At 53.4% G+C, this 25,424-nt stretch carries 22 protein-coding genes and 1 riboswitch; of the genes, 12 read left to right on the top strand and 10 right to left on the bottom strand.

What is annotated here, in order from left to right; translation table 11 throughout:
• Nucleotides 1–117: 117 nt before the first annotated feature.
• The gene (locus HCR03_RS06820; protein WP_066649819.1) at nt 118–1,245 is read left to right on the top strand and encodes a GGDEF domain-containing protein; all 1,128 of its coding nucleotides are present in this window, start codon (nt 118–120) and stop codon (nt 1,243–1,245) included.
• On the opposite strand, the gene HCR03_RS06815 is transcribed toward HCR03_RS06820, so the two are convergent.
• The 3 genes from HCR03_RS06815 to HCR03_RS06805 all read right to left on the bottom strand — a co-directional run bounded on the left by HCR03_RS06815 (nt 1,239) and on the right by HCR03_RS06805 (nt 4,755).
• Nucleotides 1,239–1,994: a protein-glutamine gamma-glutamyltransferase gene (locus HCR03_RS06815; protein WP_066649822.1), complete on the bottom strand. Its 756-nt coding sequence runs from the start codon at nt 1,992–1,994 to the stop codon at nt 1,239–1,241. The two genes, HCR03_RS06820 and HCR03_RS06815, sit on opposite strands and share 7 nt — an antisense overlap.
• Nucleotides 1,991–2,983 (bottom strand): hypothetical protein, encoded by a 993-nt coding sequence (locus HCR03_RS06810; protein WP_066649823.1) that lies wholly within the window; start codon nt 2,981–2,983, stop codon nt 1,991–1,993. Before HCR03_RS06810 ends, HCR03_RS06815 begins: the two co-directional genes overlap by 4 nt.
• A gap of 143 nt (nt 2,984–3,126) precedes the next feature.
• On the bottom strand, nt 3,127–4,755 hold the full coding sequence (locus HCR03_RS06805) for a peptide ABC transporter substrate-binding protein (RefSeq protein WP_187037276.1): 1,629 nt from the start codon (nt 4,753–4,755) through the stop codon (nt 3,127–3,129).
• Nucleotides 4,756–4,918: 163 nt separating this feature from the next.
• On the opposite strand from HCR03_RS06805, the gene HCR03_RS06800 reads away from it, so the two are divergent.
• The 4 genes from HCR03_RS06800 to HCR03_RS06785 all read left to right on the top strand — a co-directional run bounded on the left by HCR03_RS06800 (nt 4,919) and on the right by HCR03_RS06785 (nt 7,729).
• Nucleotides 4,919–5,362: a LytTR family DNA-binding domain-containing protein gene (locus HCR03_RS06800; RefSeq protein ID WP_228725136.1), complete on the top strand. Its 444-nt coding sequence runs from the start codon at nt 4,919–4,921 to the stop codon at nt 5,360–5,362.
• 12 nt (nt 5,363–5,374) lie between these two features.
• Nucleotides 5,375–5,809: a DUF3021 family protein gene (locus tag HCR03_RS06795; RefSeq protein WP_066649825.1), complete on the top strand. Its 435-nt coding sequence runs from the start codon at nt 5,375–5,377 to the stop codon at nt 5,807–5,809.
• Nucleotides 5,810–5,957: 148 nt separating this feature from the next.
• Complete coding sequence (locus tag HCR03_RS06790; RefSeq protein ID WP_330601179.1) at nt 5,958–6,872, top strand: ABC transporter ATP-binding protein; 915 nt, start codon at nt 5,958–5,960, stop codon at nt 6,870–6,872.
• Nucleotides 6,869–7,729: an ABC transporter permease gene (locus HCR03_RS06785; RefSeq protein ID WP_156990557.1), complete on the top strand. Its 861-nt coding sequence runs from the start codon at nt 6,869–6,871 to the stop codon at nt 7,727–7,729. Before HCR03_RS06790 ends, HCR03_RS06785 begins: the two co-directional genes overlap by 4 nt.
• Nucleotides 7,730–7,805: 76 nt before the next feature.
• Here HCR03_RS06785 and HCR03_RS20510 read toward each other — a convergent pair whose 3' ends face one another.
• The 6 genes from HCR03_RS20510 to HCR03_RS06755 all read right to left on the bottom strand — a co-directional run bounded on the left by HCR03_RS20510 (nt 7,806) and on the right by HCR03_RS06755 (nt 13,115).
• Nucleotides 7,806–7,946 (bottom strand): hypothetical protein, encoded by a 141-nt coding sequence (locus HCR03_RS20510; protein ID WP_407926857.1) that lies wholly within the window; start codon nt 7,944–7,946, stop codon nt 7,806–7,808.
• Between the two features lie 156 nt (nt 7,947–8,102).
• Nucleotides 8,103–8,212, bottom strand: a riboswitch (TPP riboswitch).
• Nucleotides 8,213–8,342: 130 nt separating this feature from the next.
• A complete protein-coding gene (locus tag HCR03_RS06775; RefSeq protein ID WP_066649831.1) occupies nt 8,343–8,666 on the bottom strand; it encodes a P-II family nitrogen regulator in 324 nt (107 codons plus the stop codon).
• Nucleotides 8,667–8,896: 230 nt separating this feature from the next.
• Nucleotides 8,897–10,408, bottom strand: coding sequence for a 2,3-bisphosphoglycerate-independent phosphoglycerate mutase (gene gpmI, locus HCR03_RS06770; protein WP_187037272.1), 1,512 nt, complete (start codon nt 10,406–10,408; stop codon nt 8,897–8,899).
• Nucleotides 10,409–10,429: 21 nt separating this feature from the next.
• A complete protein-coding gene (tpiA, locus tag HCR03_RS06765) occupies nt 10,430–11,197 on the bottom strand; it encodes a triose-phosphate isomerase (protein WP_187037270.1) in 768 nt (255 codons plus the stop codon).
• Between the two features lie 68 nt (nt 11,198–11,265).
• On the bottom strand, nt 11,266–12,459 hold the full coding sequence (locus HCR03_RS06760) for a phosphoglycerate kinase (RefSeq protein ID WP_187037269.1): 1,194 nt from the start codon (nt 12,457–12,459) through the stop codon (nt 11,266–11,268).
• A 155-nt stretch (nt 12,460–12,614) separates the two neighbouring features.
• The gene (locus HCR03_RS06755) at nt 12,615–13,115 is read right to left on the bottom strand and encodes a tRNA (cytidine(34)-2'-O)-methyltransferase (RefSeq protein ID WP_187037267.1); all 501 of its coding nucleotides are present in this window, start codon (nt 13,113–13,115) and stop codon (nt 12,615–12,617) included.
• A gap of 155 nt (nt 13,116–13,270) precedes the next feature.
• Between HCR03_RS06755 and HCR03_RS06750 the strand changes: the two genes are divergently transcribed.
• The 6 genes from HCR03_RS06750 to HCR03_RS06725 all read left to right on the top strand — a co-directional run bounded on the left by HCR03_RS06750 (nt 13,271) and on the right by HCR03_RS06725 (nt 22,736).
• Complete coding sequence (locus HCR03_RS06750; RefSeq protein ID WP_066649843.1) at nt 13,271–13,450, top strand: hypothetical protein; 180 nt, start codon at nt 13,271–13,273, stop codon at nt 13,448–13,450.
• A 266-nt stretch (nt 13,451–13,716) separates the two neighbouring features.
• Entirely contained in the window at nt 13,717–15,249 is a 1,533-nt protein-coding gene (locus HCR03_RS06745) for an MORN repeat-containing protein (protein WP_187037265.1), read from the top strand.
• On the top strand, nt 15,236–16,534 hold the full coding sequence (locus HCR03_RS06740) for a ComEC/Rec2 family competence protein (RefSeq protein ID WP_187037263.1): 1,299 nt from the start codon (nt 15,236–15,238) through the stop codon (nt 16,532–16,534). Before HCR03_RS06745 ends, HCR03_RS06740 begins: the two co-directional genes overlap by 14 nt.
• Before the next feature lie 415 nt (nt 16,535–16,949).
• Nucleotides 16,950–19,688: an autotransporter outer membrane beta-barrel domain-containing protein gene (locus tag HCR03_RS06735; protein WP_187037261.1), complete on the top strand. Its 2,739-nt coding sequence runs from the start codon at nt 16,950–16,952 to the stop codon at nt 19,686–19,688.
• Nucleotides 19,689–20,144: 456 nt separating this feature from the next.
• The gene (locus HCR03_RS06730) at nt 20,145–21,536 is read left to right on the top strand and encodes an MBOAT family O-acyltransferase (protein ID WP_066649850.1); all 1,392 of its coding nucleotides are present in this window, start codon (nt 20,145–20,147) and stop codon (nt 21,534–21,536) included.
• 12 nt (nt 21,537–21,548) lie between these two features.
• On the top strand, nt 21,549–22,736 hold the full coding sequence (locus tag HCR03_RS06725) for a DHHW family protein (RefSeq protein WP_066649853.1): 1,188 nt from the start codon (nt 21,549–21,551) through the stop codon (nt 22,734–22,736).
• A gap of 36 nt (nt 22,737–22,772) precedes the next feature.
• On the opposite strand, the gene spoIID is transcribed toward HCR03_RS06725, so the two are convergent.
• Nucleotides 22,773–23,771, bottom strand: coding sequence for a stage II sporulation protein D (spoIID, locus tag HCR03_RS06720; RefSeq protein ID WP_187037259.1), 999 nt, complete (start codon nt 23,769–23,771; stop codon nt 22,773–22,775).
• A 274-nt stretch (nt 23,772–24,045) separates the two neighbouring features.
• On the opposite strand from spoIID, the gene HCR03_RS06715 reads away from it, so the two are divergent.
• Nucleotides 24,046–25,416: a citrate/2-methylcitrate synthase gene (locus HCR03_RS06715; RefSeq protein ID WP_083210272.1), complete on the top strand. Its 1,371-nt coding sequence runs from the start codon at nt 24,046–24,048 to the stop codon at nt 25,414–25,416.
• The last annotated feature ends 8 nt before the right edge of the window (nt 25,417–25,424 follow it).

The following is a 25,424-nucleotide window of genomic DNA, read 5'->3' as shown; positions in this document are numbered from 1 at the left end:
TCGGGAACGGGGCTAACGGGACTTTACTCGGTGTTAATTCAATATTATAATAATATCAGAGGAAGCAAATAAACGGTTATTCGCTGGAACGAAAGTAAGGACAGGATGTGTGGGAAAATGGGGAAACAGGAGTTTGGCAGGATCCGATTGAAGTCCTCAGGACATGACGTGAAGCCGGGGCGCAGAACGGCGTACTTTAATTACCAGCTCATCTCCAGCCGAAAATACATCAATCAGGTTTGCCTCGCTGTCGGCGTATTCAATGAAGCGCTTTTAATTCCGGATTTGATTTTTGTAAAAAGCCCGCTGAGCAAGCTGCTCATTGCGTTGTTCCGCACCCTGTTCACAGGCCTTCTCGTCCTTTTTTCCCTGTATTGCTCCAGAGCCAGGGGATACAGGTCCTTTTACCGCTGCACAACGGGGATGGAGCTTCTCGCGGTCGCGATCTTTCTATTCGTTTTGGTTCAGTACGACCCGCCGAATTTTATGGTTCAGGCGGCGGGGCTGTACATCCTTCTGCTGGCCTTTTTTCTGGTTCCGAACCGGTACCGGAATATGCTTGCCGTGTCGACCGTTGGGATGGCCGGCTTTCTCTATTTTTCCTGGAGAAAGCTCGGCGGCCTGAGTATAGACGAGCTGATGGCGGCGGTCATCTATTTTGCCGCCACCGTTTTGATCTGTTCCATTTTCGCGTTGGGAAGGGACCGGCAGCAATACGGCGAATTTCTTTCCAAAGCTCAGCTGATGAAGCTCAGCTATACCGACCAGCTGACAAAGGCCTCCAGCAGAAACCGGCTTTTTTCGGAATTTGCCAGGTGGCAGAAAATCTGCCTCGGGCGATGCAGGCCCCTTTCGCTCTCTCTGTTTGACATAGACCGGTTCAAATCCGTCAACGACCAGTTCGGGCATTCGATTGCGGACAGGGTTCTTGCCGAGCTGGCCGATGTGATCCGCGCTCATTTGAGAAGCCCCGATCTTCTGGTCCGGTGGGGAGGGGATGAATTTGTGATCCTGTTTCCGGAAACCGACCGGAATAATGCCGCGGGAATCCTGAACCGGATCCGCTTCGCCATTGAAAAGAACCGGTTCGCCGGTAAAATACATATTACCTGCAGCTTCGGTTTAGCGGAAATGGAGGAAGGCTCCACGCTGGATTCCATGGTCCAAAAGGCGGACGATCTCATGTATTCGGCGAAAAAGCAGGGAGGAAACCGGGTGGAAGTCCGTGAGGAAAAAGCTCAGTGATTCTGGGAAATCCGGTACAGGTTTTTAAAATCGGGCCGTCCCGCAGAATCCATCAGATAGGCGGTTTCATCCGCGTCCTCAATTCTGTTTTGGTTCAGGGACCTGATGATGGTATCCGCGTCGTAAATTCCGACTCCATGGCCGTAATATAGTTTCCCGTTTAAGTCGATGACATTTTCACCCTGCCATTCCGGGGTCAGTGGGTCCACGTCCGGATTGGCGAAGTAACGTCGGTCGCCCGGAAGATAGAACGGGTACTTTTTCATCAGGCCGACATCTCGGAGAAGCCGGTCGAGATGATGCCAGTTCATCAGTTCTATTTTTGGAAAGACCTGATTGAACCGGTCCGCACCCAGTACGGCAAGAAGAGCGCGGTAATAGACGATGACCATGGCGGTCGCGCATTCCGTCGCGTATTTGCGTCCATGATCAAAAATGTCCGAAATCGCCTCACTCGGCTTCGCGCCGCTTTTCAGACGAAAACCGCCTTCCGCCGTGCGGTCCCAGAAATCAGGATTGCATCTGGACTTGCGGAAGATCGCGAAATCCATGCCGCTTTTGTCCAGTTCCTTTGCGGCGGCAACGGTCTGAGCGCGCAGGCGGAGTTCGAATACCAGCTGTTCACTGGAATCGTAATCAAGCTTTTCTTCGGCGGACGCAAGCTGAGAAAGAATGGAGCGCTCCGTATTTTCATGGGTCAGATTCGAGAGTTCTTCGGACGTGATCTGCTTTCCGGCGATAAAAATCATACCAGCCGCCTCCCCGTTCCGTTTTTCGCAAGTCGAAGCTGCTCTTCTACCGGAAGGTGTATCCACCGGTTCCAGGACTCCGGATTGCTGGCATGGAGGGCTTTGGAATAATCGGAAAGGACGGTCTGCTCGCTTTCCTCCGCCTGTGCGAAACAGCTGAGGGATTCTTTTTCCTGACTGGTCAGCGGATCGACCGGAGTGCGCTTGCGCGGGGAAATCTGTTTGCACAGATATTTTGCCTCCCGGTCAAGGCCACAGATTTCCGGCTGATTGGAGCTTTGCAGGCTTTCTCCCGTAAAATACAGATAAGGGCTGTTGTCCTGCAGCCACTTCATGAATTTTCGGTACTGGGTTTCCCATCGGCGGGAATCCGCGCCGATGTCCGGAAGATGCAGGAGCAGGTGGGCAAGTTCCCGGTCCCTTGCGTTCGCGGAACGCAGGTACGGCGCGAGATACCGCAGCGCATTCGGGTCGTGCGACTGGAAAAAGGCCCAGATCAGGTCGTGCAGATATCCCTTTTTGCGGTTGCGCCGGAAAATAAGGGCCGCCAGTCCGGGCAGTATGGACGTCTCGCGGTATCTTCTCGTCAGCACGGAGGCCGAAAGATCAAGAATCTCGTCGTAATCGTCGCTCAGCCCGTCGTTTTCCGCTCCCGTTTGGAAGATCCATAAAAAAGCGGCGTGAACGTTTTCGTCCGTATAAGAAATTCCGCCGCCGGGCAGTGCCTTTTTTTCTTCCAGAACTTTATCACAAATCTGCAGCGCAGCCCTGTTTTTTTCGCTGAGTCCGTCCTTCAGTCCGGATTCTTCAATCTGCGGTTTCAGCGAGAACAGGGTTGCAAAGCGCAGCCCCTCGTCATTCAGCAGGCGCGGCGCGGCTTCCTTTTGCTTTCCGATGATTTCCTGAAAACGCCTTTTGCAGGCGTTGACGCCGCGGTTTCGCCGGATATACTCCAAGGTGCCGACGGGCGCGCGGGAATCGGAATACATATAATCTCCTTCTTTCACCGTTCGAATTCTGTTTCTAATCCATTTTATCGGAAATCGGGAGTTTTGTTTCCGCATTCTTGATGCGATCGAACGAAAAAAACCGCCGCCCTGGGAGCCCCAGAGCGGCGGTCTGCCGCATTTTTTTATTCCTTGCCCGCGCCGATAAAATCGACGCCGCCCTGATAGGGGTGGAACACAATTCCGGTCACGCCCTTCGCCATGGCGTAATAACGTTTGCCGTAGTACAGCGGATAGAACACGGCCTGACGGCTCAAATATTCTTCCGCCGCAGCGTAGTCGTCGGCGGCCTTTACCCCGTCTCCGGTTTCCCCCTTGGAGAGCAGGGCGTCGTACGCGGTGTTGCTGTATTTCGTAAAGTTCCCGTCGGCTCCGCTGCGGAACAGGGACAAAACCGAAAGAGGCCCGTCGCTGTCGGGAGTGATTGGAGCAAGCGCGATTTGATAGTCCCCGGACTTCACCTTGGCAAGAAGATCGCTTTTGTCCATTGCTTCCATATTAAAATAATTGTGAAACTGTGAGTTCCAGGATATAATCATTTCGTTAAGCATCAGCTTAACGTTTTCATCATCATCCGGGCACAGAACGCTGACGGATTCCATTTTGTCTTCCTTGGAAAATCCGAGTTCCCCTAGCCCGTTCGCAAGGGTCTGCGCGGCCCCAGCATCCTGGGAAAGCAGGAACGGGTCGCCTGCCAGTTTCCGGTAGTTCTGCCCCAAAAATGCGGTGCCGGGCAGAAGAATGGAATCCGCGGCAGACGTGTCCTGCGGCAGATGCGACAGGACTTTTTTCCGGTCAAGCGCCTGAACAAAGGCTTTGCGGACATTCACGTTTTTCATTAGATTGGAAGAGGTGTTAAAACAAAGCCCCCAGGTCGTGTCCTCAAACGATACGATGGAGCAGCCGCCGGCCGAAGCTTTTCCGGCCTGAGCGGCGGAGACCGAAACGGCGTCTACGACCCCGTTTTTTAACGCGGCCACAGGATCGCTCAGGTCAAGGTCGTCCCCCTCAATCTGAAGATCAACGTTGGACGGCAGGGGAACCGTGCCGCCGGTATAGGTTGCGGAGCGCCTCAGATTCAGATATTGGTCGTGTGCCCAGCCGTATTTTCCGTCGATACGGAACGGGCCGTTTCCCAGAACATAGGAGGCTTCAAGTCCGTAGCGGCCGGAGGTCGATTCGAAAAAATCCCGGCTGCAGGGCATAAAAACGGCATTCGCCGTCAGCTTGGGGAAATCCGGATAGGAATATTCCAGACTGACTTTCAGCGTGTGGCTGTCCACGGCCGAGACCCCCAGCTTTTCCGGCGGCAGCTTTCCGGAGCTGATCTGCCGGGCGTTTTTCAGGCAGAACATCTGCGAGCCGACCGGCGAACCCGTTTGCGGGGATACGGCCCGTTGGAAAGCGTAAACGAAGTCGTTCGCGGTAACGGGCTTTTTATTACCCCATTTTGCGTCGCCGCGCAGGTAAAAGGTAAACTCCGTGCTGTCCGTGTTGGCCTGCCACCATTCGGCCACTCCGGGTTTGGCGGTTCCGTCCGCGCCGAGTCTTGCCAGTCCCTCAAAAAGTGCCCCGATCGCAATAATGGACGAGGAGTCCGAGGCAATCTGCGGATCCAGCGTTTTCGGGTCGCTTTTCAGGCCATATAAAATTGTTTTGTCCGCGTTTGACGGCCTGCTGTTTTTGCAGCCCGTCATGGAAAGCAAAAGAACGGCGAGCGCAAGGAAAACGGAGACCATTTTCCTGTTTTGCAATGGATACCCCTCCCGGCGGTAATAATATCGATATTTTAACATCTTTTTCAACCTATTTCAATTCTAACCGTTTTCCCGTGCCGGTACTCGTCAAATTCCAAGAAAAATCCTTCTTCTCAAATGCAATTTTTATGGTATAATTTCATCAAACTTGCGCGCGGGGGTGAAAGAATTGAGAATCGTTATTGAAGAGCCCAAAGAAGGCGAAGAGGAGCAGATTTTGATACGCTGCCGGGAAATGTCGCCGGAAATCCTGCGGGCAATCTCCATTTTTAAATCTCAGGATGCCATGGTTGCCTATGAGGGAAATGAGATTTACCGTATTAAGCCCTCGGATATCTATTATATTGAAGTTGTTGACAATAAAACATTCGTATATGAAAAAAAGAAAGTTTATGAGTCAAAACAAAAGCTTTACGAGCTGGAGGAGGCCCTGTCGGCCGGCAACTTTCTGCGTGCCTCCAAATCGGTTCTTCTCAATTTAATGAAAATCCGGTCGCTCAGTCCCGCTTTCAGCGGACGGTTTGAAGCGCTCTTGGATAACGGAGAAAAAGTGGTGATATCCCGGCAGTACATAGGCGATTTGAAAAAGAGACTCGGTATATAGGAGGAATCAGCGGTGCGTCTTGATGAATTGCTCAAAGCAATGTTCAGGTCCTTTTTTGTAATTACAACGGGGGTTGTCGCTTCCATGTATCTTTACTGTGCCCTGCTCAACCCCGGGGCGGTGTTTACCGTGAAAGACATCGGCAGAATCTTGCTGATGGCCGTTGTCGGCGACCTGCCTCTCTTTCTGTTCTGGTCGCGCAGGGAACTGAGCAAACGCCGGTATTTCATCAGAAGAATCGTCCACATGGCAGTCCTTGCCCTCATACTGCTGTATTTTGCGTCGCTCTGGGACTGGATCAGTCTGGATAAAGCAGGAGAGGTTGCTGTGTTCCTATTGTGTGTTCTGGCCGTTTACGTCATCGTCCTGTTTGCCGCAGTACTCAGGGACAAAAAGCTGTCGGACCGTCTGAACCGAAAGCTGAAGGAACGGTACCATACCCGCTAAATTTTAAAGGCACGGGAGAAGTTCGCGCGGCTTACCATGCTTTTTTTACAGTTTGCGTCCATATAAGCGCAGCATACCGTTTTTTGATTGCACAATTCCCGTCCCTTTGATACAGTAGTTGCAGAAAGGGGTTATCGCATTGAACAAGATGATTGAGGTCAACGGGCTGAAGAAAAATTTCGGGAATATTGAGGCTGTAAAAGGAATCAGCTTTTATGTGGAGAGGGGAAAGCTTTTTTCTTTTCTCGGCCCCAACGGCGCCGGAAAGTCGACGACGATACAAATCCTCTGCACGCTTCTCAGCTACGACGGCGGAACGGTGACGATCGACGGGATGGATTTAAGCCGGAACAGCCGGAACAGCCGGAATATCCGTCGGGAAATCGGCGTGGTGTTTCAGGAAAATATGCTCGATTCGCTTCTGTCCGTACGGGAAAACCTCACGATTCGCGCGGGGCTTTACACAAAGGAAAAAGCGGCGATTCAACGGGCTGTTTCCGACGCGGCCCGGGTTACGGAACTAAATGAGGTTATGGACCGCCCGTACGAGAAGCTTTCGGGTGGGCAAAAGCGCAGAGCCGATATCGCCCGTGCTTTGCTCCATACGCCGAAAATTCTGTTTCTCGACGAGCCCACGGCCGGGCTCGATCCGCAGTCCAGAAGGAATATCTGGGAAACCGTTCGAAAGCTGCAGACGGAAACCGGGCTGACCGTCTTTTTGACGACGCATTACATGGAAGAAGCTGCTGAATCCGACTATGTCATTGTGATCGACCATGGAGAAGCAGCCGCAAAAGGGACGCCGGCGGAGCTTAAGACGCGATTTGCCAGTGATACGCTTCAAATCAGCACACAAAATGAAAAAGAACTTCGTGGCGTGCTGGAAGAAGTGAAAGCGGACTTTGCCGTTTCCGGCGGAAAAGTAATCGTAAAACTTCCGGATACCGTAAGCGCGATTCCGGTGCTAAAACGCTGCGAACCGTTTATTGAAAGCTTTGAGGTTCTGCAGGGAACGATGGACGAGGCGTTCATCGGCATCACCGGAAAGGAGTTAAGAGAATGAGCGTTTTAATCAGACGGAATGTAAAGCTCTATTTTCGAGACAAAAGCGCGGTGTTCTTTTCCCTTCTGGCGGTCATCATCATCATCGGCCTGTATGCGCTTTTTCTGGGCGGTGTGTGGCTCCCGAGCCAGCTTACAGGGATTCCTTCGGTGGATTATCTGATGAACAGCTGGCTGATGGCGGGACTTCTGTCCGTTGTATCCGTGACGACGACCATGGGAGCCTTCGGAATTATGATCGAAGACAAAACGCGCAGAATCGACCGGGATTTTTTTGCTTCTCCGGTGAAGCGGAGCGGAATCGCGGCGGGATATATCGGAAGCTCATTTTTGATCGGCGTGATCATGTCGCTGATTACCGCCGTTTTAGCGGAATTTTATATCACCTCGAAAGGCGGGGAGTGGCTTTCCGCGGAAAGTCTGCTTACGGTTTTCGGCCTGATTCTGCTCGCGACTCTGACGAATACCTCCCTGGTATGCTTTTTGGTGTCTTTCTTTAACAGTCAAAACGCGTTTGGAACGGCAAGCAGCATCATAGGAACTCTGATCGGATTTTTGACAGGCATTTATCTTCCCATAGGGGAACTTCCCGCCTCGGTGCAGACGGTGATCAAGCTGTTTCCACCCTCTCATGCGGCGCTTTTGTTTCGTCAGGTGATGATGGAGGCCCCGATGAAAACGGCCTTTGCGGGGGCTCCGTCTGATACGGTGCGGCAATTCAAGGAATATATGGGCATAGAGTTTTCCGTGGGGGGACAGGAACTTGCGCCATGGGTCAGCGTTGTGGTCCTGCTGGCTTCCGCAGTCGTTTTTTACGGATTGTCGGTTCTTAATCTCTCCAGAAAAAAGAAAGATTAAGAGCCGTTTTCAGAGAAAAAAACGAACCGGACGGTTCCGTTTCTTGTCTACCCTGAACGGAAAACGGCTGCCTAAATTAGAAATGATAAGAATGGGCCAGATCGAACAGTTTTGTCCGCTCAAGAATTTTCAGCAGCACGACGGAAATAGCAGAACCAATTAAAGAGCTGACCATAAAGGGCAGAACATAAGTGAAAAGGGCCGCCGGAGCCGACAGAAGATAAGCGGCGACGGGGTATGCGGCCAGCGCCCCCAGGATTCCCGTTCCCGGTCAATACGATTTTTCTCAAGTCTTCATTAAAATTCCCTTCCGATCTTTCAATCATTAGAATAAAGAAAGCGGGATATGCCGAAAAGGCATATCCCGCTTTCTTCGTAACGGAAATAAAGTCCCTTCGTTGGCATTATCCAAATCAGGTTAACGGGTCGAAGTTCACGCTAACTTCCTCTCAGCCTGTATCACAAGCTCCCTGCTTTTGATTCAATTTTCATAAATTGTACTTTTTTATAGGTGAAGATGTCAACCGGCTTTCACTTGAAAATGAATGCGGAGCCGTTTTGAAAGGGCTCCGCGTACTTCTTATGATAATTCGGTTTGAGAAGGCTCAGTCCGTCAAATTGCGTCGTCTCCGCTTTCACCGGTTCTAATGCGAACCGCCTCTTCCACAGGGAACACGAATATCTTTCCGTCTCCAATTTCTCCCGTTTTAACGGCCTCGCAGATTTTAGAAATCAGTTCGGTTACGATCTCGTCGTGCACAACCGTTTCCACCTTGACCTTCGGGAGAAGGTTCAGATTATAAACGGTTCCGTGGTAAACTTCTTTCATGCCCTTTTGGTTTCCGCATCCGGAGGTCATCGTGACCGTCATGCCATAAATGCAAAGGTTGTTGAGAACGGCCTTTACCTCTTCCAGCTTTTCCGGGCGGATAATCATTTCGATCTTTTTCGTAACCTCATCCCCTTGTCAGATTTTTTGTATGAAGGAAATCTTATCTGCTTTCATTATATCGTTCAGTTCTTCCGAGTCAATACAAGAGGAGATAAAACGAGGAAAATAAACCCTGCGGTATTTGAAGGGATCGAATCCCGGATGTTTTACCATACAGGAAAAAGAAAAGAGGATCATCCGTAAAAGGATCATCCTCTTGTTCGTAACTGTCTTATTTATTGAATGATGCTTTTTCCTGTCATTTCGGGCGGCTGCGGGAGCCCCAGGATTTTCAGCATCGTCGGGGCGATATCCGCCAGCCGACCGCCGGAGCGCAGCTTGCACGGATAACCGACAACGCAGAACGGAACCGGGTTTGTCGAATGCGCGGTGAAGGGCGAGCCGTCGGGCTCCTCCATCTGCTCGGCGTTTCCGTGGTCCGCCGTAATCAGAGCAACGCCGTTCATTTCCCGAATCGCTTCGATCACGCGGCCGACGCAGGCATCCACGGCTTCCACGGCGGCTTTCGCCGCGTCGAAAATCCCGGTGTGGCCCACCATATCGCAGTTCGCAAAATTTAAAATAATCACGTCGTATTTGCCGCTGCGAATCCGTTCCACCAGCGCGTCCGTCACCTCATACGCACTCATCTCCGGTTTCAGATCGTAAGTCGCGACTTTAGGAGAATTAATTAACACACGGTCTTCCCCGGGAGTAACGGTTTCCACGCCGCCGTTGAAGAAAAACGTCACATGGGCGTACTTTTCCGTTTCAGCGATGCGCAGCTGCGTTTTTCCGTTTTGGCTGATGACCTCCGCCAGCGTGTTTTTCAGCTGCTGGGGGCGGAAGGCGACTTCGACATTCGGGATCGTGGCGTCGTACTGCGTCATGCAGACAAAATGAAGGGGGAAGAAACCGTTCGCCCGTTCAAACCCGTCGAAATCGGGATCGACAAAGGTACGGGTAATCTGACGGGCGCGGTCCGGACGGAAATTGAAGAAAACGACCGAATCGCCGGATGAGATGCAGCCTTCTTTCTCACAGACAACCGGAATGACGAATTCGTCCGTCACGTCGTTTTTGTAAGATGCTTCCACCGCGGCGGCGGGATCACGGTTCTGTACGCCTTCGCCGAGAACCATAGCGTCATAGGCTTTTTCGACGCGTTCCCATCTGCGGTCGCGGTCCATCGCGTAATAACGGCCCGTCACGGTAGCAATTTTGCCGATGCCGATTTCCCGCATTTTGTTCTGGCAGTCCAGAATAAAATCTTTTCCGGAGGTGGGGGGTACGTCGCGGCCGTCCAAAAACGCGTGAACATACACCTTTTTGCAGCCGCGCTGCTTTGCAAGCTTCAAAAGGGCGTAAAGATGGCTGTTATGGCTGTGGACGCCGCCGTCGGACAGCAGGCCCATCAGATGCAGCGCGTGACCGGAGGAAGCGGCGGTGTCCACTGCGCCGAGCAGGGCGGGATTTTCAAAAAAGTCGCCGTCCTGGATCGATTTGGTAATCCGGGTCAATTCCTGGTAAACGATGCGGCCGGCGCCGATATTCGTATGCCCGACCTCGGAATTTCCCATCTGCCCGTCGGGAAGGCCGACGTCCATGCCGGAAGCGCCGATCTGTGTCAGCGGATTTTCTGCGAAGAGACGGTCGAGGTTCGGGGTGGAGGCCGCCTTGATGGCATTGCCGTATTCCGGCCCGATGCCGAATCCGTCCAAGATCATAAGAATCAGAGGCTTTTTCATTCCTGTACTCCTTTTATGGCTTTACTTTCCGGCCGCTTTGATAATCTGGGCGAAATCGTCCGGCTTTAAGGAAGCGCCGCCGATCAGGCCGCCGTCAACATCCGGCTGCGCGAGAAGCTCAGCGGCGTTCTTCGCGTTCATGGAACCGCCGTACTGGATGGTCAGGGCGTTCGCTGCAGACGAGTCATACAGGGAAGCCACCGTAGCGCGGATGGTCGCGCAGACTTCGTTCGCCTGTTCGGCGGTAGCCGTTTTGCCCGTGCCGATTGCCCAGATCGGCTCGTACGCGATGATGATCCGTTTCAGCTCTTCTGCGGAAACGCCGCCCAAAGCGATCTTTGTCTGCATGGCGACCAGTTCGGAGGTAATCCCCTGTTCGCGCTGTTCCAGTGATTCGCCGACGCAGAGGATTGCGGAAAGTCCGCCGTCAAGAGCCGCGCGGATCCGCCGGTTGACGGTAAGGTCCGTTTCACCGAAATAAGTGCGGCGTTCGCTGTGGCCGATAATGACGTACTGTACGCCCATGGAAGCGAGCATCGGAGCGGACACCTCGCCCGTGAATGCGCCGGAAGGAGCCCAGTGGCAGTTTTGAGCGCCTACGCCGACGGAGGAGCCCTTCGCGGCTTCCAAAACAGGGAACAGGTCCACATACGGCACGCAGACGACGACTTCGCATCCCGCGTCCTTAGCCAAAGGCAGAATGGCGCCGACCAGCTTTTTTGCTTCTTCCGGGGTTTTATTCATTTTCCAGTTCCCCGCGATGACTGCTTTTCTGAGCTTTTTATTCATGACTGTAGCCTCCTGTATCATCATAAACGCGAATGAAAAGGAAGGGGCGGTTTGCCGCCCCTTCCGCCTTATTTATCGTTCAGGCAGGCGATTCCGGGCAGTTCCTTGCCTTCCAGGAATTCAAGAGACGCGCCTCCGCCTGTTGAAATATGGGTCATTTTTTCCGCAAAGCCAAGCTTTTCAACCGCGGCGGCGGAATCGCCCCCGCCGATGATCGAAACGGCGCCGCTGTCGGCAACCGCCTTTGCGACGGCGACGGTGCCTCCCGCGAAATGCTCCCATTCGCTCACGCCCATCGGGCCGTTCCAGACGACGGTTCCGGCTCCGCGCACGGCGTCCGCGAACAGCTTGCGGGTTTTCTCGCCGATATCAAGGCCCATCCAGCCGTCCGGGATTGTATCGGAATTGACGGTCTTGTACTGAGCGTCCTTTTCGTATTCGTCGGCGACCACATTGTCCACAGGCAGCAGGAAACGCACGTTCTTTTCCTTCGCCTTAGCCATCAGGTCGGAAGCAAGGCCGACTTTGTCCTCTTCGCACAGAGAGGATCCGATGGAATAACCGAGCGCTTTCATAAAGGTGTAGGCCATGCCGCCGCCGACAATCAGCGTATCCACTTTATCCAGCAGATTGGTGATGACGCCGATCTTATCCGATACCTTCGCGCCCCCGAGGATCGCGACAAACGGGCGTTTCGGGTTCGCGAGCGCGCCGCCCATAATGGTGATTTCCTTTTGAATCAGGTATCCGCACACGGCGGGCAGATAATCCGCGACGCCCGCCGTGGAGGCGTGCGCGCGGTGCGCGGTTCCGAACGCGTCGTTGACATAGATGTCCGCGAGGGAAGCCAGCTCCTTTGCAAAGGCGGGGTCGTTCTTTTCTTCTTCCTTGTGGAAGCGGACGTTTTCAAGAAGCTCCACTTCGCCGTCCTTCAGGCCGGCGGCAATGCTCTTCGCGCTTTCCCCGATAACGTCCTTTGCCATCTTAACCTCGGCGCCCAGCTTTTTAGACAGATAGCCTGCGACCGGCGCGAGGGAAAATTTCGGGTTGAACTCGCCCTTCGGGCGGCCCAGGTGAGAGCAAAGAATCACTTTCGCGCCATGGTCCCTCAAATAGCGGATTGTCTTCATGGCTTCGTCGATCCGCTTCGGGTCGGAGATGTTTCCCTCCGAGTCAAACGGAACATTAAAGTCGCAGCGGACCAGAACCCGCTTACCCTTTACGTCAATATCCTCTACGGTTTTTTTGTTTAAAGCGTTCATCAGATACCTCTCCTTCTCAACAGGCAGAATTTTGGGAGATCTTTTCGATATTGTTACCTTTCTAACAAACTTTTTCTATTATACAACCAACGAATGGCATTTTCAAGCATTTCCGGGTTTGCACTGGCACGAATTTTGGAAGAAAAGGGGATTCATTACCAGTGATATTGCCGAAGCTGCCCGCTGCACAGCATGCCGGGAAAATTCCATTGGCGAAGAACCTCGAACACGCCGACCGCGACGGAATTCGAAAGGTTCAGGCTGCGGGCGCCGGGGTTGTTCCTCATCGGAATCCGGACGCAGGAGTCCGGATTCTCGTAGAGCAGCTTTTCCGGCAGCCCGGCGGTTTCTTTCCCGAAGACGAGGTAGCACCCGTCCGGATAGGCCGGCTCCGTGTAAACGTGCTGCGCTTTGGTGGAAAAATAGAAAAAATTACCGGTATTGCGGCTGAAAAATTCGGAAAGACTCTCGTAACAGGTAATATCCAGAAGGTGCCAGTAATCCAGCCCGGCGCGCTTCAGCTTTTTGTCGTCGATCTGAAACCCCATCGGCCCGACTAGGTGCAGCCGCGCGCCCGTCGCGGCGCAGGTTCGCGCGACGTTTCCGGTGTTCTGCGGAATTTCCGGTTCCACCATGACAATATTCAGTTCCGGCATAGTATTCTCCTTTTTATGAAAAAAATGTGTGATTTTCAGGACAGCTTTTCCAGCGTTTCACTTCAATATTTCGAAAGAAAAGAGGCAGAATAATGAAAGGGTGTAATCTCATTTATTTTACTCATACTTTTTTCTGTGTTTGGAGGTTTTATAAAATGTATAAGCAAACCATGGGCTTTGTCCGCGGGATCGGCACCGGCCTTGTCGCCGGAATGGCTCTTGCGACGGTTGGGAATCAGATGATGAAAAACAACCGCGGCTTCCGTAAACGCGCGAACAAAACGCTGCATACGGTCGGGGAACTGATGGACAGCATGCAGTATCTGTTTAAGTAGGATTATGAATCAAGACCCGAGGGGGACGGACTTATTATAGCCCGTCCTCCTTCCTTTGCGCAACCCTTTTGCGTGCGGGGCTTCGCCGGCGAGTCCATCATTAATAGAAATAGTATATTGAGAGGCGCGAAGAATTGGAAAAATTGTTTCATAATTGTTCCACCGTGAGAATTTGGTGGAATCCTTGAAAATTCCTTGGAAATAAGGTAGGATAGAACAAGAAAAGAAAAAGGGAAGAGTTTCCTAGGGAAAGGGGTCCTGAACCCATGGCGGAAAATCCTTTGCAGACTGTCTTCCATACGGTATCCTATCGCCCGTTTGACGGCGGCGGGGAAAGGGATTCTCTTTTGGCCGCCGCGCGGGAAAAGGCGTTTTCCGGCAGCCCGGCGAAAGGCTCGGCGCGCGGGGTGGAAGCCGGGCGGATTGTCCGCACGCGCTATAAGATCGGCGGGGGGGAATTCCGCTGGCGCAAGATTTCCGGCAAAACCGTGGTGCAGGAGGCGTTCCGCCGCCCGGACGGGTTTTGCCTTGTCAGCCGGAACCTTTCCGGAGAAATCGTATCCGAATCGGTGTACGGGACTCATCTTGAGTGGCTGCGCACCGCGTATTTCGCCGGGACCCCCGGCAGGCCGGAAGCCGTTCTGCGCCCGGGCGGGAACGGCATTGAACTCCTTTTATTCGATGCGACCTCCGGCAGGTACCGCCGGGAGGAGCTGCTTCCCTGCCCGGTGGCTCCCGGAACGGCGGCGCAGAGCTATGTCAACAGCGCCGCGGGCGGCGAGCCCAAGGTGCTGGCTCGCACCAACGAGGGCCTTTTCTGCTACTGCGGGAGGGCGGAACGGGAAAAGCGCCTTGCCCTTTTCCGGCGGCTGGAGGAAAACGGCGGCGTTCCCGACCCCGACTGGACGGAGACGGACGGCGACGCGAAGCTGGAATTTTCCTACATACGAAACGACGGTACCGTTCCCGAACGGGCGGAAGAAAAAGGCCCGGCTGATTTTGCACGGGCGGCAGTGCCCGCGTTTGCCGCCCTCGCGGCTGCCCCGCACGCCCCGGAGGACCTGGATTCTTCGGATTACGCGGTCGACCGGGAGGTTTTTTCGGTTGAACCGCCCGTTCCCCGGCCGGTTCCGAATCCCATGCCCGCGCCGGAGCCCGCCCCCCTGCCAAATCCAGCCGCTCCGCCGCGGCCCGCGCCGACCAAATACGGAGTGGCCGCCAAGGGACTTGGCGGAAAAGTGGTTCATACCAGAAATCTGGAGAAGAAATCCGCGCGGATCGAACCCCTCTTCGGCGAGGGCCTGATTCCCGCGAAACGCATCGTCATCAGCGAAGCGGAGAGCTACCTGTATTTCGGCGAGCTGATCGGCGGGCTGCGGCAGGGGCAGGGCCGCACGCAGATGGAAAACGGGCACACCGCGTACGAGGGCGGGTACCTCGACGACAAGCGCGACGGCTTCGGCGTGTACTATTATAAATCCGGAAAGCTGTGCTATGCCGGGAACTGGAAGCGGAATCTGCGCGACGGCATGGGGGTCGCGTTCGGCTCCTCGGACGGCTCCGTGTTCATCGGCCGGTGGAAGGACGGCGTCCCCGGGCGCGGTTCCGCGTTCGACATGGAGGGCAACCTGCTCTACACCGGGGAATGGAAGGACGGCAAGCGCCACGGGCAGGGCACCGAATACCGGGGCGGGCGGGTCGTGCGTTCCGGCGAGTGGCGCGACGGCGAATTTTACTCCGGATGGAGCCGCACACAGGCTCAATCCGACGGAACGGAGGGCGCGGGTGCGCTGGATTGACCTGCACGACGTCGGCTGGGGCGAATGTATCGTTCTGGGCGGCGACCGCGGCGGAATCCTGATGGTCGACTGCGGCAGCAGTAATCTGAAGCTGGGGGAAAACGGGCCGGGATTTTACGAGTATGTCGCGGATTCGATCATTCCCCGGTACCGCGAAGCGGAAAGCCGCTCGTTTTTTCTGACCCATTGCCACCGCGACCATCTGTGCGGCCTGTGGAGGATTCTGGAAGCCGCGCCCGGCTATTTCGGCGCGCTGTACCTGCCGGTTCCTCCGGGCGGGGAGGAGGGCCGGCCCATTCTGCTGGAATTCGCCCTGTACGCCGCGGTGTTTTTAAGCCGCCTGACCGGCTACGCGCGGGTGAATGTCTCCGTCCTCACGCTGTTTACGCGCGCCGCGCGGCGCGCGGGGGCCGGAGCCGTGTTCCCCGTGCGGGAGGGGGACGGGTTCTTTCTGGACGGGGCGGAGTACGAGGTGATCTGGCCGCCGGAAACCGGGTTTGTGTTTCCGCCGGAGCTGACCGAAACCGTGGACGCGCTGGACGCGATGCTCTCCGCGCCGTTCCTGCCGCCGTGCGCGCGGGAGTTTCTGGCGCTGCGGGAGCGCTTCTGCGCTTCCTACCATCATATGTGCTCCGCTTCGCCGGTGCGGGGGGAGGACGCGGAGGAAACGCGGGCGCTGTACAATCGGATCGAAGCCCTGATCCCCGAGCTGCTCCTGCTGCCCTGCGCCGGGGACGCGGCGGCGCTGCTGGCTGCCGGGGAAACGCAGGACGCGTACTCCGGAGCGCTGAACGCCGCCTGCGCGGTGTTTCAGAACGTGCGGCGGGGCGGCCCCGGCCCGGACGACATCCTGATGACGGGGGACGCGCCGCCGGAAAGCATCCTCGCGGCTTCCGCGCGGATGTACGACGGGTATTCCGTGCTGAAAGCGCCGCACCACGGCACGGCGGGGTATTTCTTCCCGCTGGAAATCGCGGCGGACCACATCCTCATCAGCAACGGGCCGTACCGGGGCGGCGGCGAAATCGCTTCCGGCTATGCCGAACTGCCCGCCGTCCGCCACTGCTCCGGGAACGCGGCCTGTTCTTATTATAAGGAATACGGTTCCTGCTGCAACCGCCTGGCCCTGTGCGGCGCGCCGCCCGGCGGGGCGATCCTGCCCGTCCGCTGCCCCGCCGCGGCCCGCCCCGGCGCCCGGCCCCCTTGCCGTGTCCGCGTGGTGTCCCGCGAAAAGAATCTTTCCTGTCTTTGCGACGCCGGTCGGCGGGCACAAAAAAATTTTTAGGGCATGGGAAAAATTTTCACGGAATTTTTCCAAAGAAACCGGCATAAAATTCCTAAGCGGGGACATCCCGCGGACGGCTGTCTGAGCCGGTAAAAAAATCTCATCGCCGCACTTCCAATTTCTTCCGGAGAAAATGAAGAATTTGGCTTAAAATCTGTAAAAATCATAGCGAAAGTGCAAATTTTATTAAAAAATATATCCACAATGTACTTGACATTAAGTACCAAATATCTTATAATCCAATTAAACATATGAGCGGTGCTTGTGGTCGCCGCGCTCAGGCGCGCTGTGGGGCGCGGGGAAAGCGGGTATCGTTTTCAGTCAAGGGCCTTCCGGTCCGCGGCTAAGATGTATGTTAAAATTCTCATAGCACACGCAAATGCACAACGAACTATTTTAAGGAGGACAAAAAAGGATGAAAAAATTCAGAGGAAAAGCTCTGGCAGCACTGCTTTCATTAGCGCTGATTGCCTCAAGCCTTCCAGTAACCCTCGCTTCTGCTTCCACAAAAAGCATGAGCGGAATCGTCAATAAGCAGGCTCACGACGACATTTACCTTGTAAATGGCGGTGGCCGGAAAATTGACCTGAACGATTTCTTGGTGAATGGGAACAGCGATACTATCGAGACAAACACCAGAGAAGCAGTTGATAATCCGAAGGTCGGCGCGATTTCCCATGTTTCAGGTGACAGCCTTGTTTCGCTTCAGCTCAGCGGCGACAACGATGATACTGCTACGCTGAAACTGAAGAGTGCCAGCAAATCCGGTTCAGAAGTTATTTCTGTTCTGTACAAGGGCGATTATACTGACAATGACGGCAATGAATACACCGTCAAAGCCAGAAAAAATGTAACGGTTCATGTTTACGACAAGGGTCAGATTGTTTTTGGTGAAGCCAAGGATGGTGCAATCGACTTGGGCTGTGGACCGGACGATTTTAAAACTTTTGCAAAAACAAGGAACACAGAAAAGCGCGTAGGACTTTTTATCGCAGAACCGAATGCTGCAGATGATACAAACGACGATGGCAAAGATGCCCTTGCAACGTATCAGCCGGTTTATCTGACCACGGCAAAAGATAAGGTGACATTGCCTGACAATTTCAATGGTGTTGCTTACTCCGTGGAAATTACAAGCGGCTCAGATAATGTACACCTGTTGGGCGTTGATGATAGTCTGTCAGCAAATGCGTTCGATTCTCAGACAACCGACGCTGCGCTTCAGGTTGTAGTTGGTAAGTCCCTGAAAGACTCCTCTAAAACTTATGATTCCGCGACCAACCTCTTTACGAAGGACGCCAGCACTTCCAATGTTGCGTTCACATTCAAGAAGATTGATGGAACCGGCAAGGTTTCCACAAGCTCCGATGACAAGTATGTCCTGAAGACAAAAGTGGATGACAAGGTTGATATTGAGACGGCCCTTAAGAATCTCACAGCTAATACGGCTGCTGGCGGAGACGGCGGCTCCTACGGTGGAACTCCTGGTACCTATGTAATCCAGAAAGACAACGGTAAGAGCAGAATTGAGAACCTGAAAGATGGTTCTGGAGATTCTGCGAAAGACTTGGATGTTACGAATTCCGTTGTGGTTTTCCCAGCGCTCACATCTAGTGTCAATGTTGATGAAAAGACAAATGTTAAAGGCATTGAAGGAACTGTCGGCAATTTGAATATCGGCGATGCCCGTGTCGGCTATGTGGATATTGATTCCGGCAACGTTGAACTTGCAGATGGTAAAGTCGGTGATATTACTACCAGCGGTTCCACAGGTAATGTAACAATTAACAGTGGTAATGCGGGTAACATTAAGACGACTGACGCTGATTCCGGTAACGGTGAGGTTAAAGTTTACGGCGGTACTGTCGGCGATGTTACTTCCGACGATGATATCGACGTAGAGTCTTCTGATTCCGACACAAAGATTGCAACTGGGACTTTGAAGGCTCCTTCTGTTATGGTTTATGCAAATGAAGCTGCCGTTGCGGCTGCTGGCATTGTTGAGAAAGCGGCAGACGGTACAATTACTGTTAAGGGTTCAGATGCGACGGTTAAGGCTATCGATATGGATTCTTTTGAGAGCACATTATCTCTTGGCGACGACAATGATGCGTTCAGTGGCTCAATTCCTGCTCCTAAGAATGCAACAAACACAACGATCAATGCTGTCAACAGTGACACTTCTGCTACGGTTAACGGCGATGTAAATGCTGATACGATTGATGCCGATACCGATACTTCGATTACATTCACCGGTAAAATTACCGCTGATACGATTGATGGTGACGGCAGCATGGTGATGAAGGCCGGCAGTTTGTATGTAACCGGCAGCGTTTCCAGCACAAAACTGAAGCTTTCCGACTCTACACTTGCGGCCGGCACGACTGTTTTCAAGGCTGCTTCTGATGCTGTTGATGTTGGCGACTTTAGCTGCTATGGCTTTACCCTTGCAAAGACTGCAGGCAATAATGTTGATACTTTTAAGATTGATACGCTTGACTTTGCTGGACTTCAGATCAACAAATCCACTTCCAGCATCGCGAAAGGCCAGTCTGAAACCTTTACGGCTTCCGCTTATCCGGGCGGCACTTCCCTTCCGGCAGGCTATACCATCGGCTGGGAGCTCGACGGCGGCAGCAGCGACGTGTTCGCGATGACTTCTTCCGGTAATACGGCAACGGTTACTGTGAATGCGATTGATAGCACGTTTGCTTCAGAAAATCACACGACCCTGACTGCGAATCTGTATGATGCTGACGGATATATTGTTGATACTTCTGATTACGGCAACGCAACCTGCGATATTACCGCTACGGAAGTTCCGGCAATTGTTTCCGACACAACGAAAGACTTTACACTGGCTCCCGGCGCTTCCTATCAGTTCAAGATCACAGCTCCGACAGCTCCGGTCATGACTGCTGGTTCCGCTGGTGTCATCAGCTCCATTACAAACGTTGGCAAATCCGGCAACGATTATTTCATTAAGATCACTGCCGCTGCAAATGCTAACGGCAAAGCAACCGGCATCTATGTAAACGGCACGAAGCTTCTGGTTGTTACCGTTTCCGGTTCCCAGACCTTCAAGAGCGACACAACTGCCGCTCTTACCGTGAAAAAAGGGTGCCACTTACCAGTATGGCATTACCACGAATAACGGCGCGGCCCCGACCTTTACGCTTGGTTCTTCCAATGTGTTCCACTATGAACTGGTTGGACACAACGGCAGCACATACTTCTTCAAAGTTACTGCTGTCGGCGCTGTAGGCGCACAGACCGGCGTATATGTTAACGGCACTAAGGTGAACGTTGCTAAGGTCGGCTAAGCAAAACCCCCTAAACAAAACAATTACTGACTCAACAAATTAGTAAGTTGTATTTGCGTGGCGGCGGTTTGGGTGAAAACTCAGGCCGCCGCTTTGTGCGAATCGTATGGGAAGAGACGTTGAAAAGGAGCCGCCGGGTCCGTACAGCGCAGTTTTGAAACGGACACAGCAAGGCGGCTGATAAGGGAGAACGCGAAGAAACATCTTCGCGTTCTCTTGCTTTTTTTTGTCAATACTTATAAAATAGATTAGGATAAAAAAATCGGGGGAAAGGACTCGAAATACATATGTTATTCAGCAGCCTGTTTTTTATTTTTATCTTTCTTCCGGTTTCGCTCGCGGCGTATTATCTTCTGCCGCGCAAATGGAGAAACCTGTGCCTGTTCGCGTTCAGCCTGGTCTTCTATGCCTGGGGCGAGCCGGTTTATGTGTTCCTGATGCTGTTCACCGCCGTGTTCGATTACGCGGTGGGGACGCTTCTGGAGCGATTTGCGGGCCGTCCGGGCCCGCGCAGGGCGGTGCTTGTGTTCGGGATTTGCGTCAACCTCGGCATGCTGGCTTATTTCAAATATGCCGCGCTGTTTGTTTCCACCGTGAATTCCGCGTTTTCGTTCTCGATTCCGGTTCCGGCCGCCGCGCTGCCGATCGGGATTTCGTTCTATACCTTTGAATCCCTTTCCTATGCGATTGATATTTACCGCGGCGAAGCGCCCGCGCAGAAAAGCCTGATCGATTTCGGAACCTACGTGTCCTTTTTTCCGCACCTGATTTCCGGGCCGATCATCCAGTATAAAGAGATGCAGGCGCAGCTTCGCGGCAGGACGGAGTCCATGGAGCATGTGACGGAGGGGGCGCTGCGGTTTCTGCACGGCCTGTTTAAAAAGGTGCTGCTTGCGAACAATCTTGCGCTGATTGCGGACAAGGTTCAGTATTTCGGGCATCCCTCCGCTTTAAGCGCATGGCTGGGCGCGCTTGCTTTTACCTTTCAGATCTACTTTGATTTTTCGGGCTATACCGACATGGCCATCGGCCTTGGCAGGATGTTCGGCTTTATCCTGCCGGAAAATTTCAATCTGCCGTACAGCTCTCGCAGCGCCTCCGACTTCTGGCGCCGCTGGCACATGACGCTGGGCCGCTGGTTCCGCGACTACCTTTATATTCCGCTTGGCGGCAACCGGTGCTCCACCGTAAAGCTTGTCCGGAATCTTGCCGTCGTGTGGGTTCTGACGGGCTTCTGGCACGGTTCCAGCTGGAATTTTGCGGTCTGGGGCGCGTATTGGGGCTTTTTAATCATATGTGAGAAATTGTTCCTGCAAAAATGGCTGGACCGCATTCCCGTGTTTTTTCAATGGTTGTACGCATTTTTGGCGGCGGTTGTGGGATGGGTGTTCTTTTCGTACACGGATCTTCGCGCCGCGTGCGGCGTGGTCGCGGCGATGTTCGGCTTTTCCGGTGGGACGGATTCCCTCGGCGTGTACGCGCTGATCACCGGCGCGCCGATCCTTCTGCTTGCGGCGCTGTTCTGCACGCCGTATCCCGCCAGGCTGCTGGGGTGGCTTGACCGGAAGGGAAGAACCGGGCTTGCGCTGCGAAGCGCGGGTATGACGGTGCTCTTCCTGCTCTCGATTGCCGCTCTTGTCGATAATTCCTACAATCCGTTTTTATATTTCCGTTTTTGACGGGGGACGCTGATGAACAGATTGAGAAAAGTGCAACTGAAAAGGTTCGTCTGCCGGCCGGCGGCACTCGCGGCTGCGTTCTTGCTTGCCGCCGCGATTTTAGCCGGTATATTTTGTCTGGCGGCTGCGCCGAAGCAGACGTTTTCGGAAAATGAAAACAGAGCTCTGGAACCGACGCCGGTTCCGACTCTGGACACCGTTTTGGACGGGCGCTTTATGAAATCGGCTGAAAATTACGTCGGCGACCATTTCCCGCTGCGCAATACCTTTGTCACGCTGAATACGGCGGAGCAGCTGATGCTCGGCAAGCGCGACCTTGCGGCGGATTACGGTTCGATCCCCGCGGAGGGCGGCGTATACTTCGGAAAAAACGATCATATTTACGAGGTTCTTCTGCCGGATAGAACCGGAATCTTTCAGAAAAACGCGGAAGCACTCGCGCAATTCGCGGAAAAATCCAGTTTGCGGCTCACGATCCTTCCGGTGCCCTCCGGCTCTCAGGAGCAGTCTGAGAACCTTCCGTACTCAGCGCCGAACCATGACCAGCATCAGGAACTGGAGGAGCTGGAACAGACCGTGGGAGGAAAAGCAAAGGTAGTCGACCTGTTTTCCAGCTTGAGTTTGAAAACGGGTCGGGATTACTATTTTAAAACCGATCATCACTGGAATACCGAGGGGGCCTACGTCGGCTATCGGGCGCTTGCCGCCGCGATGGGCTTTGACAGCCTGCCCAAAAGCGCGTTTATTTTTCAGGCTGTGCCGCAGCCATTTTATGGGACGCTCTATTCCAAGGCGGTCAACACATGGCAGAAGCCGGATACGCTGGTTCTCCCGTATACAAAGGAAAAATCCGCCGTTACACAGGTGACCGGCAAAAAAACGCATCTCGGGATTTACTGGGATCAGTATTTGAACAGTAAGGACAAATACTCTGTTTACCTTGGCGGAAATCCTTCGGTAACAGTGGTTAAGAATCCAGAGGCAAAGGGCGGCAAGCTGCTTTTGATCAAGGACTCATTTGCAAATTCGATGATTCCTTACCTGTCGCAGAATTTCTCAGAAATCCACATGATCGATTTACGCTATTACAATCTGGATATTTATAAATATATACAACAAAACGGAATCGATCAGGCCGCAGCAATTTACAGTATAAAGCAGCTTTGCGATGTCTCCATCGCGAATAAGCTCAGCAGGTAGAGAAAGGGACAGGGCGGTTTTATCCGCCCTGTTTTGTTAGGCCGCAAGCGTTGTCGTCGGATAGTACCAGGATAGAATCTGCCGATAATCGGCGCCTTGCTTTGCCATATATTGCGCGCCTGCCTGACTCATCCCGACGTCGTGGCCGTAGCCAAGCACCGAAAAGGTAAACTGCCCGTTGGAATAACTGACGGTGAAATTCGCGGAGCGGAGGCCGAAAGCCGCGCGCGCGTTGTTCCCGGTTACGCTTTTTCCTCCCAGCAGGATCGTTTTTACGGAACCCGCTGCGGTGCGTTCGGCGGTACCCGCCCAGCCGGATGGATCGCCGGATAGATCCGCATCCGGAGCGGCGGATAAAATGCAGGCTTTCATTTTTTCTAAGGACAGGGTGACGGTGGTCTGGTATCCGCCGGCGAATCTGTCTCCCGGGCTTGCGACAGAGATGAGGTAGGGACGTTCGCCGCCCCAAACGTCAGCGGAAGATTCCGTGTTCCCGGATGAGATTGCATAATAGGTTGCCTCGATCAATTCCCCGCCGCTTTTCAAAACCAGACCGAACACCGGGTCGATGGCGGTTTTCAGGGCCTGAGCGTATTCGTCGTAATGGGTGCCCCAGCGTTTTTTTCGAAGTTCGTCCGTCAGATAAATCTGGCCGTTCTGCAGATCGGCGGAGAAATCGGCGCCGTTCAGCGACGAATCGGGTGTCTTTTTTTGATTTTCGCGCAGTCGGCAGTAATAAGTGTAACAGGCTACTGCCTGTGCCTTCAACGCCTCCTGTTCCGCGCTGGGGGACATTTCCGCCGCAACGGCTCCGGTCATGAATTCCCGATCGCCTACGGTCAGGATTTGTTTCGTCGCGGTGTCAAGAATATGAAACGAGCTGCCGGTTTCCTGGGGGTGGCTGGACGCCGGACTTTCGCTTTTACTGGAACCGGCCTTGCCTGCCGCCGGGTTGCCGAAAGCTACAAAGGGGATCAGAAACATGGCCAGAAAAAGGAAAAATCCCAGAAGAAATTCTCCTCTGCGGTGATGCATTTTGCGTTCCTCCTTAGTGTCCATACATTTTATGAATCGCTATAATGCAATTATATACATTTATAATTATACATAGGAATAATAAGCTCAAATAATGAAATTAATAACAAATTTTATTGCAAATACCGCGGCAATGTATACAGCAAATCACTTGACTTTACTTGTGCGGTGGGATAAAATACATTTATTAATTAAATAAATTTCCATTGGGCCGCACGATCTTCCATTTGAGCTGCGGCTTTATTTTTACTTTAATTACAGAAAGAAAGGTGCTATGATGACGGAAATCAATCTGGAAAATCACAGTCCGGAACTGGAAGCCCTTTGCAATGAGTTTCGTGCGAATAACCGAATTTCCCCGGAGAATTTTGAACTTTATCAGGTGAAGCGAGGACTGCGCAATCCGGATGGAACGGGCGTCATGGCGGGTCTTACGCTGATCTGTAATGTACACGGATATCTGATTGCCGACGGTGAGCTGATCCCGGACGTTGGAAAACTGACTTACCGGGGAATTGACCTGAATGATATCGTAAACGGATGCACGGCTGAAAACCGGTTTGGATTTGAAGAGGTCGCATGGCTGCTCCTTTTTGGAAAACAGCCGACCAAGAGCCAGCTGGACAATTTCCGGGAGGTGCTGAGCAGCTGCCGGGAACTGCCGGAGTATTTTGCGGAGGACATGATCATCAAGGCGCCTTCCAAAAATGTCATGAACAAGCTCGCGCGGTCTGTTCTGGCGCTCTATTCCTATGACGGCGATCCCGATAACCTTTCGCTGGAAAACAACATGCGTCAGGCGATTCAGCTGATTGCCCGCCTGCCAACCATCATGACCTATGCTTATCAGGTAAAACGGCGGCATTTTGATAAGAAAAGCATGTACTTTCATCCTTTGGACCCGAATCAGTCTACGGCGGAATCGATTTTAAACGCGATCCGTCCGGACCGGTCGTTTACGGATGAGGAAGCGAAGCTGCTTGACATCTGCATGTTGATTCACGCGGAGCACGGGGGCGGGAATAATTCCACCTTTACGGCTCGGGTGCTTTCGTCCACGGGTACCGATATTTATTCTGCGATCAGTGCGGCGATCGGTTCACTGAAAGGCCCTCGGCACGGCGGCGCGAATCACCGGGTCATGACAATGATGAACGGGCTGATGGAAGGCGTTAAGGATTGGAAGGACGAGGAGGAAGTTTCCGACTATCTCGAAAGAATCCTGCGTAAAAAAGTCCCCGACCATTCCGGCCTGATCTACGGAATCGGGCACGCGGTTTACACTTTGTCCGACCCGCGCGCGGTCATTTTGAAAAAACAGGCTTGTAAGCTGGCCGAAAAGCGCGGGATGAAGGACCAGTTCGACCTGTTCGAGCGCGTGGAACAGCTCGCGCCGGAGGTTTTTGCCAAAGTAACAGGAAAGCCCAAGGTCATGTGCGCGAACGTCGACTTTTATTCCGGCCTTGTGTATGAAATGCTTGGAATCCCAAGCGATCTGTACACGCCGATGTTTGCCGTTTCCAGAATTGCCGGCTGGTGTGCCCATCGAATTGAGGAAATGGAAACCTGCGGCCGGATTATGCGTCCGGCGTACCGTTCGCTTTCGAAAAGCATTCCGTATGTTCCGATCGATCAAAGAAATTAAAATTATGG

Source organism: Caproicibacter fermentans (genome assembly GCF_014303955.1).
Lineage (GTDB): Bacteria > Bacillota > Clostridia > Oscillospirales > Acutalibacteraceae > Caproicibacter > Caproicibacter fermentans.
This window is presented reverse-complemented; position numbering and strand designations above follow the sequence as displayed.

Coding starts and splice junctions, on each gene's coding strand:
- HCR03_RS06815 (WP_066649822.1), bottom strand. CDS start 1,994: ATGATTTTTATCGCCGGAAAGCAGATCACGTCCGAAGAACTCTCGAAT.
- gpmI (WP_187037272.1), bottom strand. CDS start 10,408: ATGAAAAAGCCTCTGATTCTTATGATCTTGGACGGATTCGGCATCGGG.
- HCR03_RS06785 (WP_156990557.1), top strand. CDS start 6,869: ATGAGCGTTTTAATCAGACGGAATGTAAAGCTCTATTTTCGAGACAAA.
- HCR03_RS06760 (WP_187037269.1), bottom strand. CDS start 12,459: ATGAACGCTTTAAACAAAAAAACCGTAGAGGATATTGACGTAAAGGGT.
- HCR03_RS06730 (WP_066649850.1), top strand. CDS start 20,145: ATGTTATTCAGCAGCCTGTTTTTTATTTTTATCTTTCTTCCGGTTTCG.
- HCR03_RS06750 (WP_066649843.1), top strand. CDS start 13,271: ATGTATAAGCAAACCATGGGCTTTGTCCGCGGGATCGGCACCGGCCTT.
- spoIID (WP_187037259.1), bottom strand. CDS start 23,771: ATGCATCACCGCAGAGGAGAATTTCTTCTGGGATTTTTCCTTTTTCTG.
- HCR03_RS06715 (WP_083210272.1), top strand. CDS start 24,046: ATGATGACGGAAATCAATCTGGAAAATCACAGTCCGGAACTGGAAGCC.
- HCR03_RS06735 (WP_187037261.1), top strand. CDS start 16,950: ATGAAAAAATTCAGAGGAAAAGCTCTGGCAGCACTGCTTTCATTAGCG.
- HCR03_RS06775 (WP_066649831.1), bottom strand. CDS start 8,666: ATGATTATCCGCCCGGAAAAGCTGGAAGAGGTAAAGGCCGTTCTCAAC.
- HCR03_RS06725 (WP_066649853.1), top strand. CDS start 21,549: ATGAACAGATTGAGAAAAGTGCAACTGAAAAGGTTCGTCTGCCGGCCG.
- HCR03_RS06820 (WP_066649819.1), top strand. CDS start 118: ATGGGGAAACAGGAGTTTGGCAGGATCCGATTGAAGTCCTCAGGACAT.
- tpiA (WP_187037270.1), bottom strand. CDS start 11,197: ATGAATAAAAAGCTCAGAAAAGCAGTCATCGCGGGGAACTGGAAAATG.
- HCR03_RS06790 (WP_330601179.1), top strand. CDS start 5,958: ATGATTGAGGTCAACGGGCTGAAGAAAAATTTCGGGAATATTGAGGCT.
- HCR03_RS06745 (WP_187037265.1), top strand. CDS start 13,717: ATGGCGGAAAATCCTTTGCAGACTGTCTTCCATACGGTATCCTATCGC.
- HCR03_RS06755 (WP_187037267.1), bottom strand. CDS start 13,115: ATGCCGGAACTGAATATTGTCATGGTGGAACCGGAAATTCCGCAGAAC.
- HCR03_RS06810 (WP_066649823.1), bottom strand. CDS start 2,983: ATGTATTCCGATTCCCGCGCGCCCGTCGGCACCTTGGAGTATATCCGG.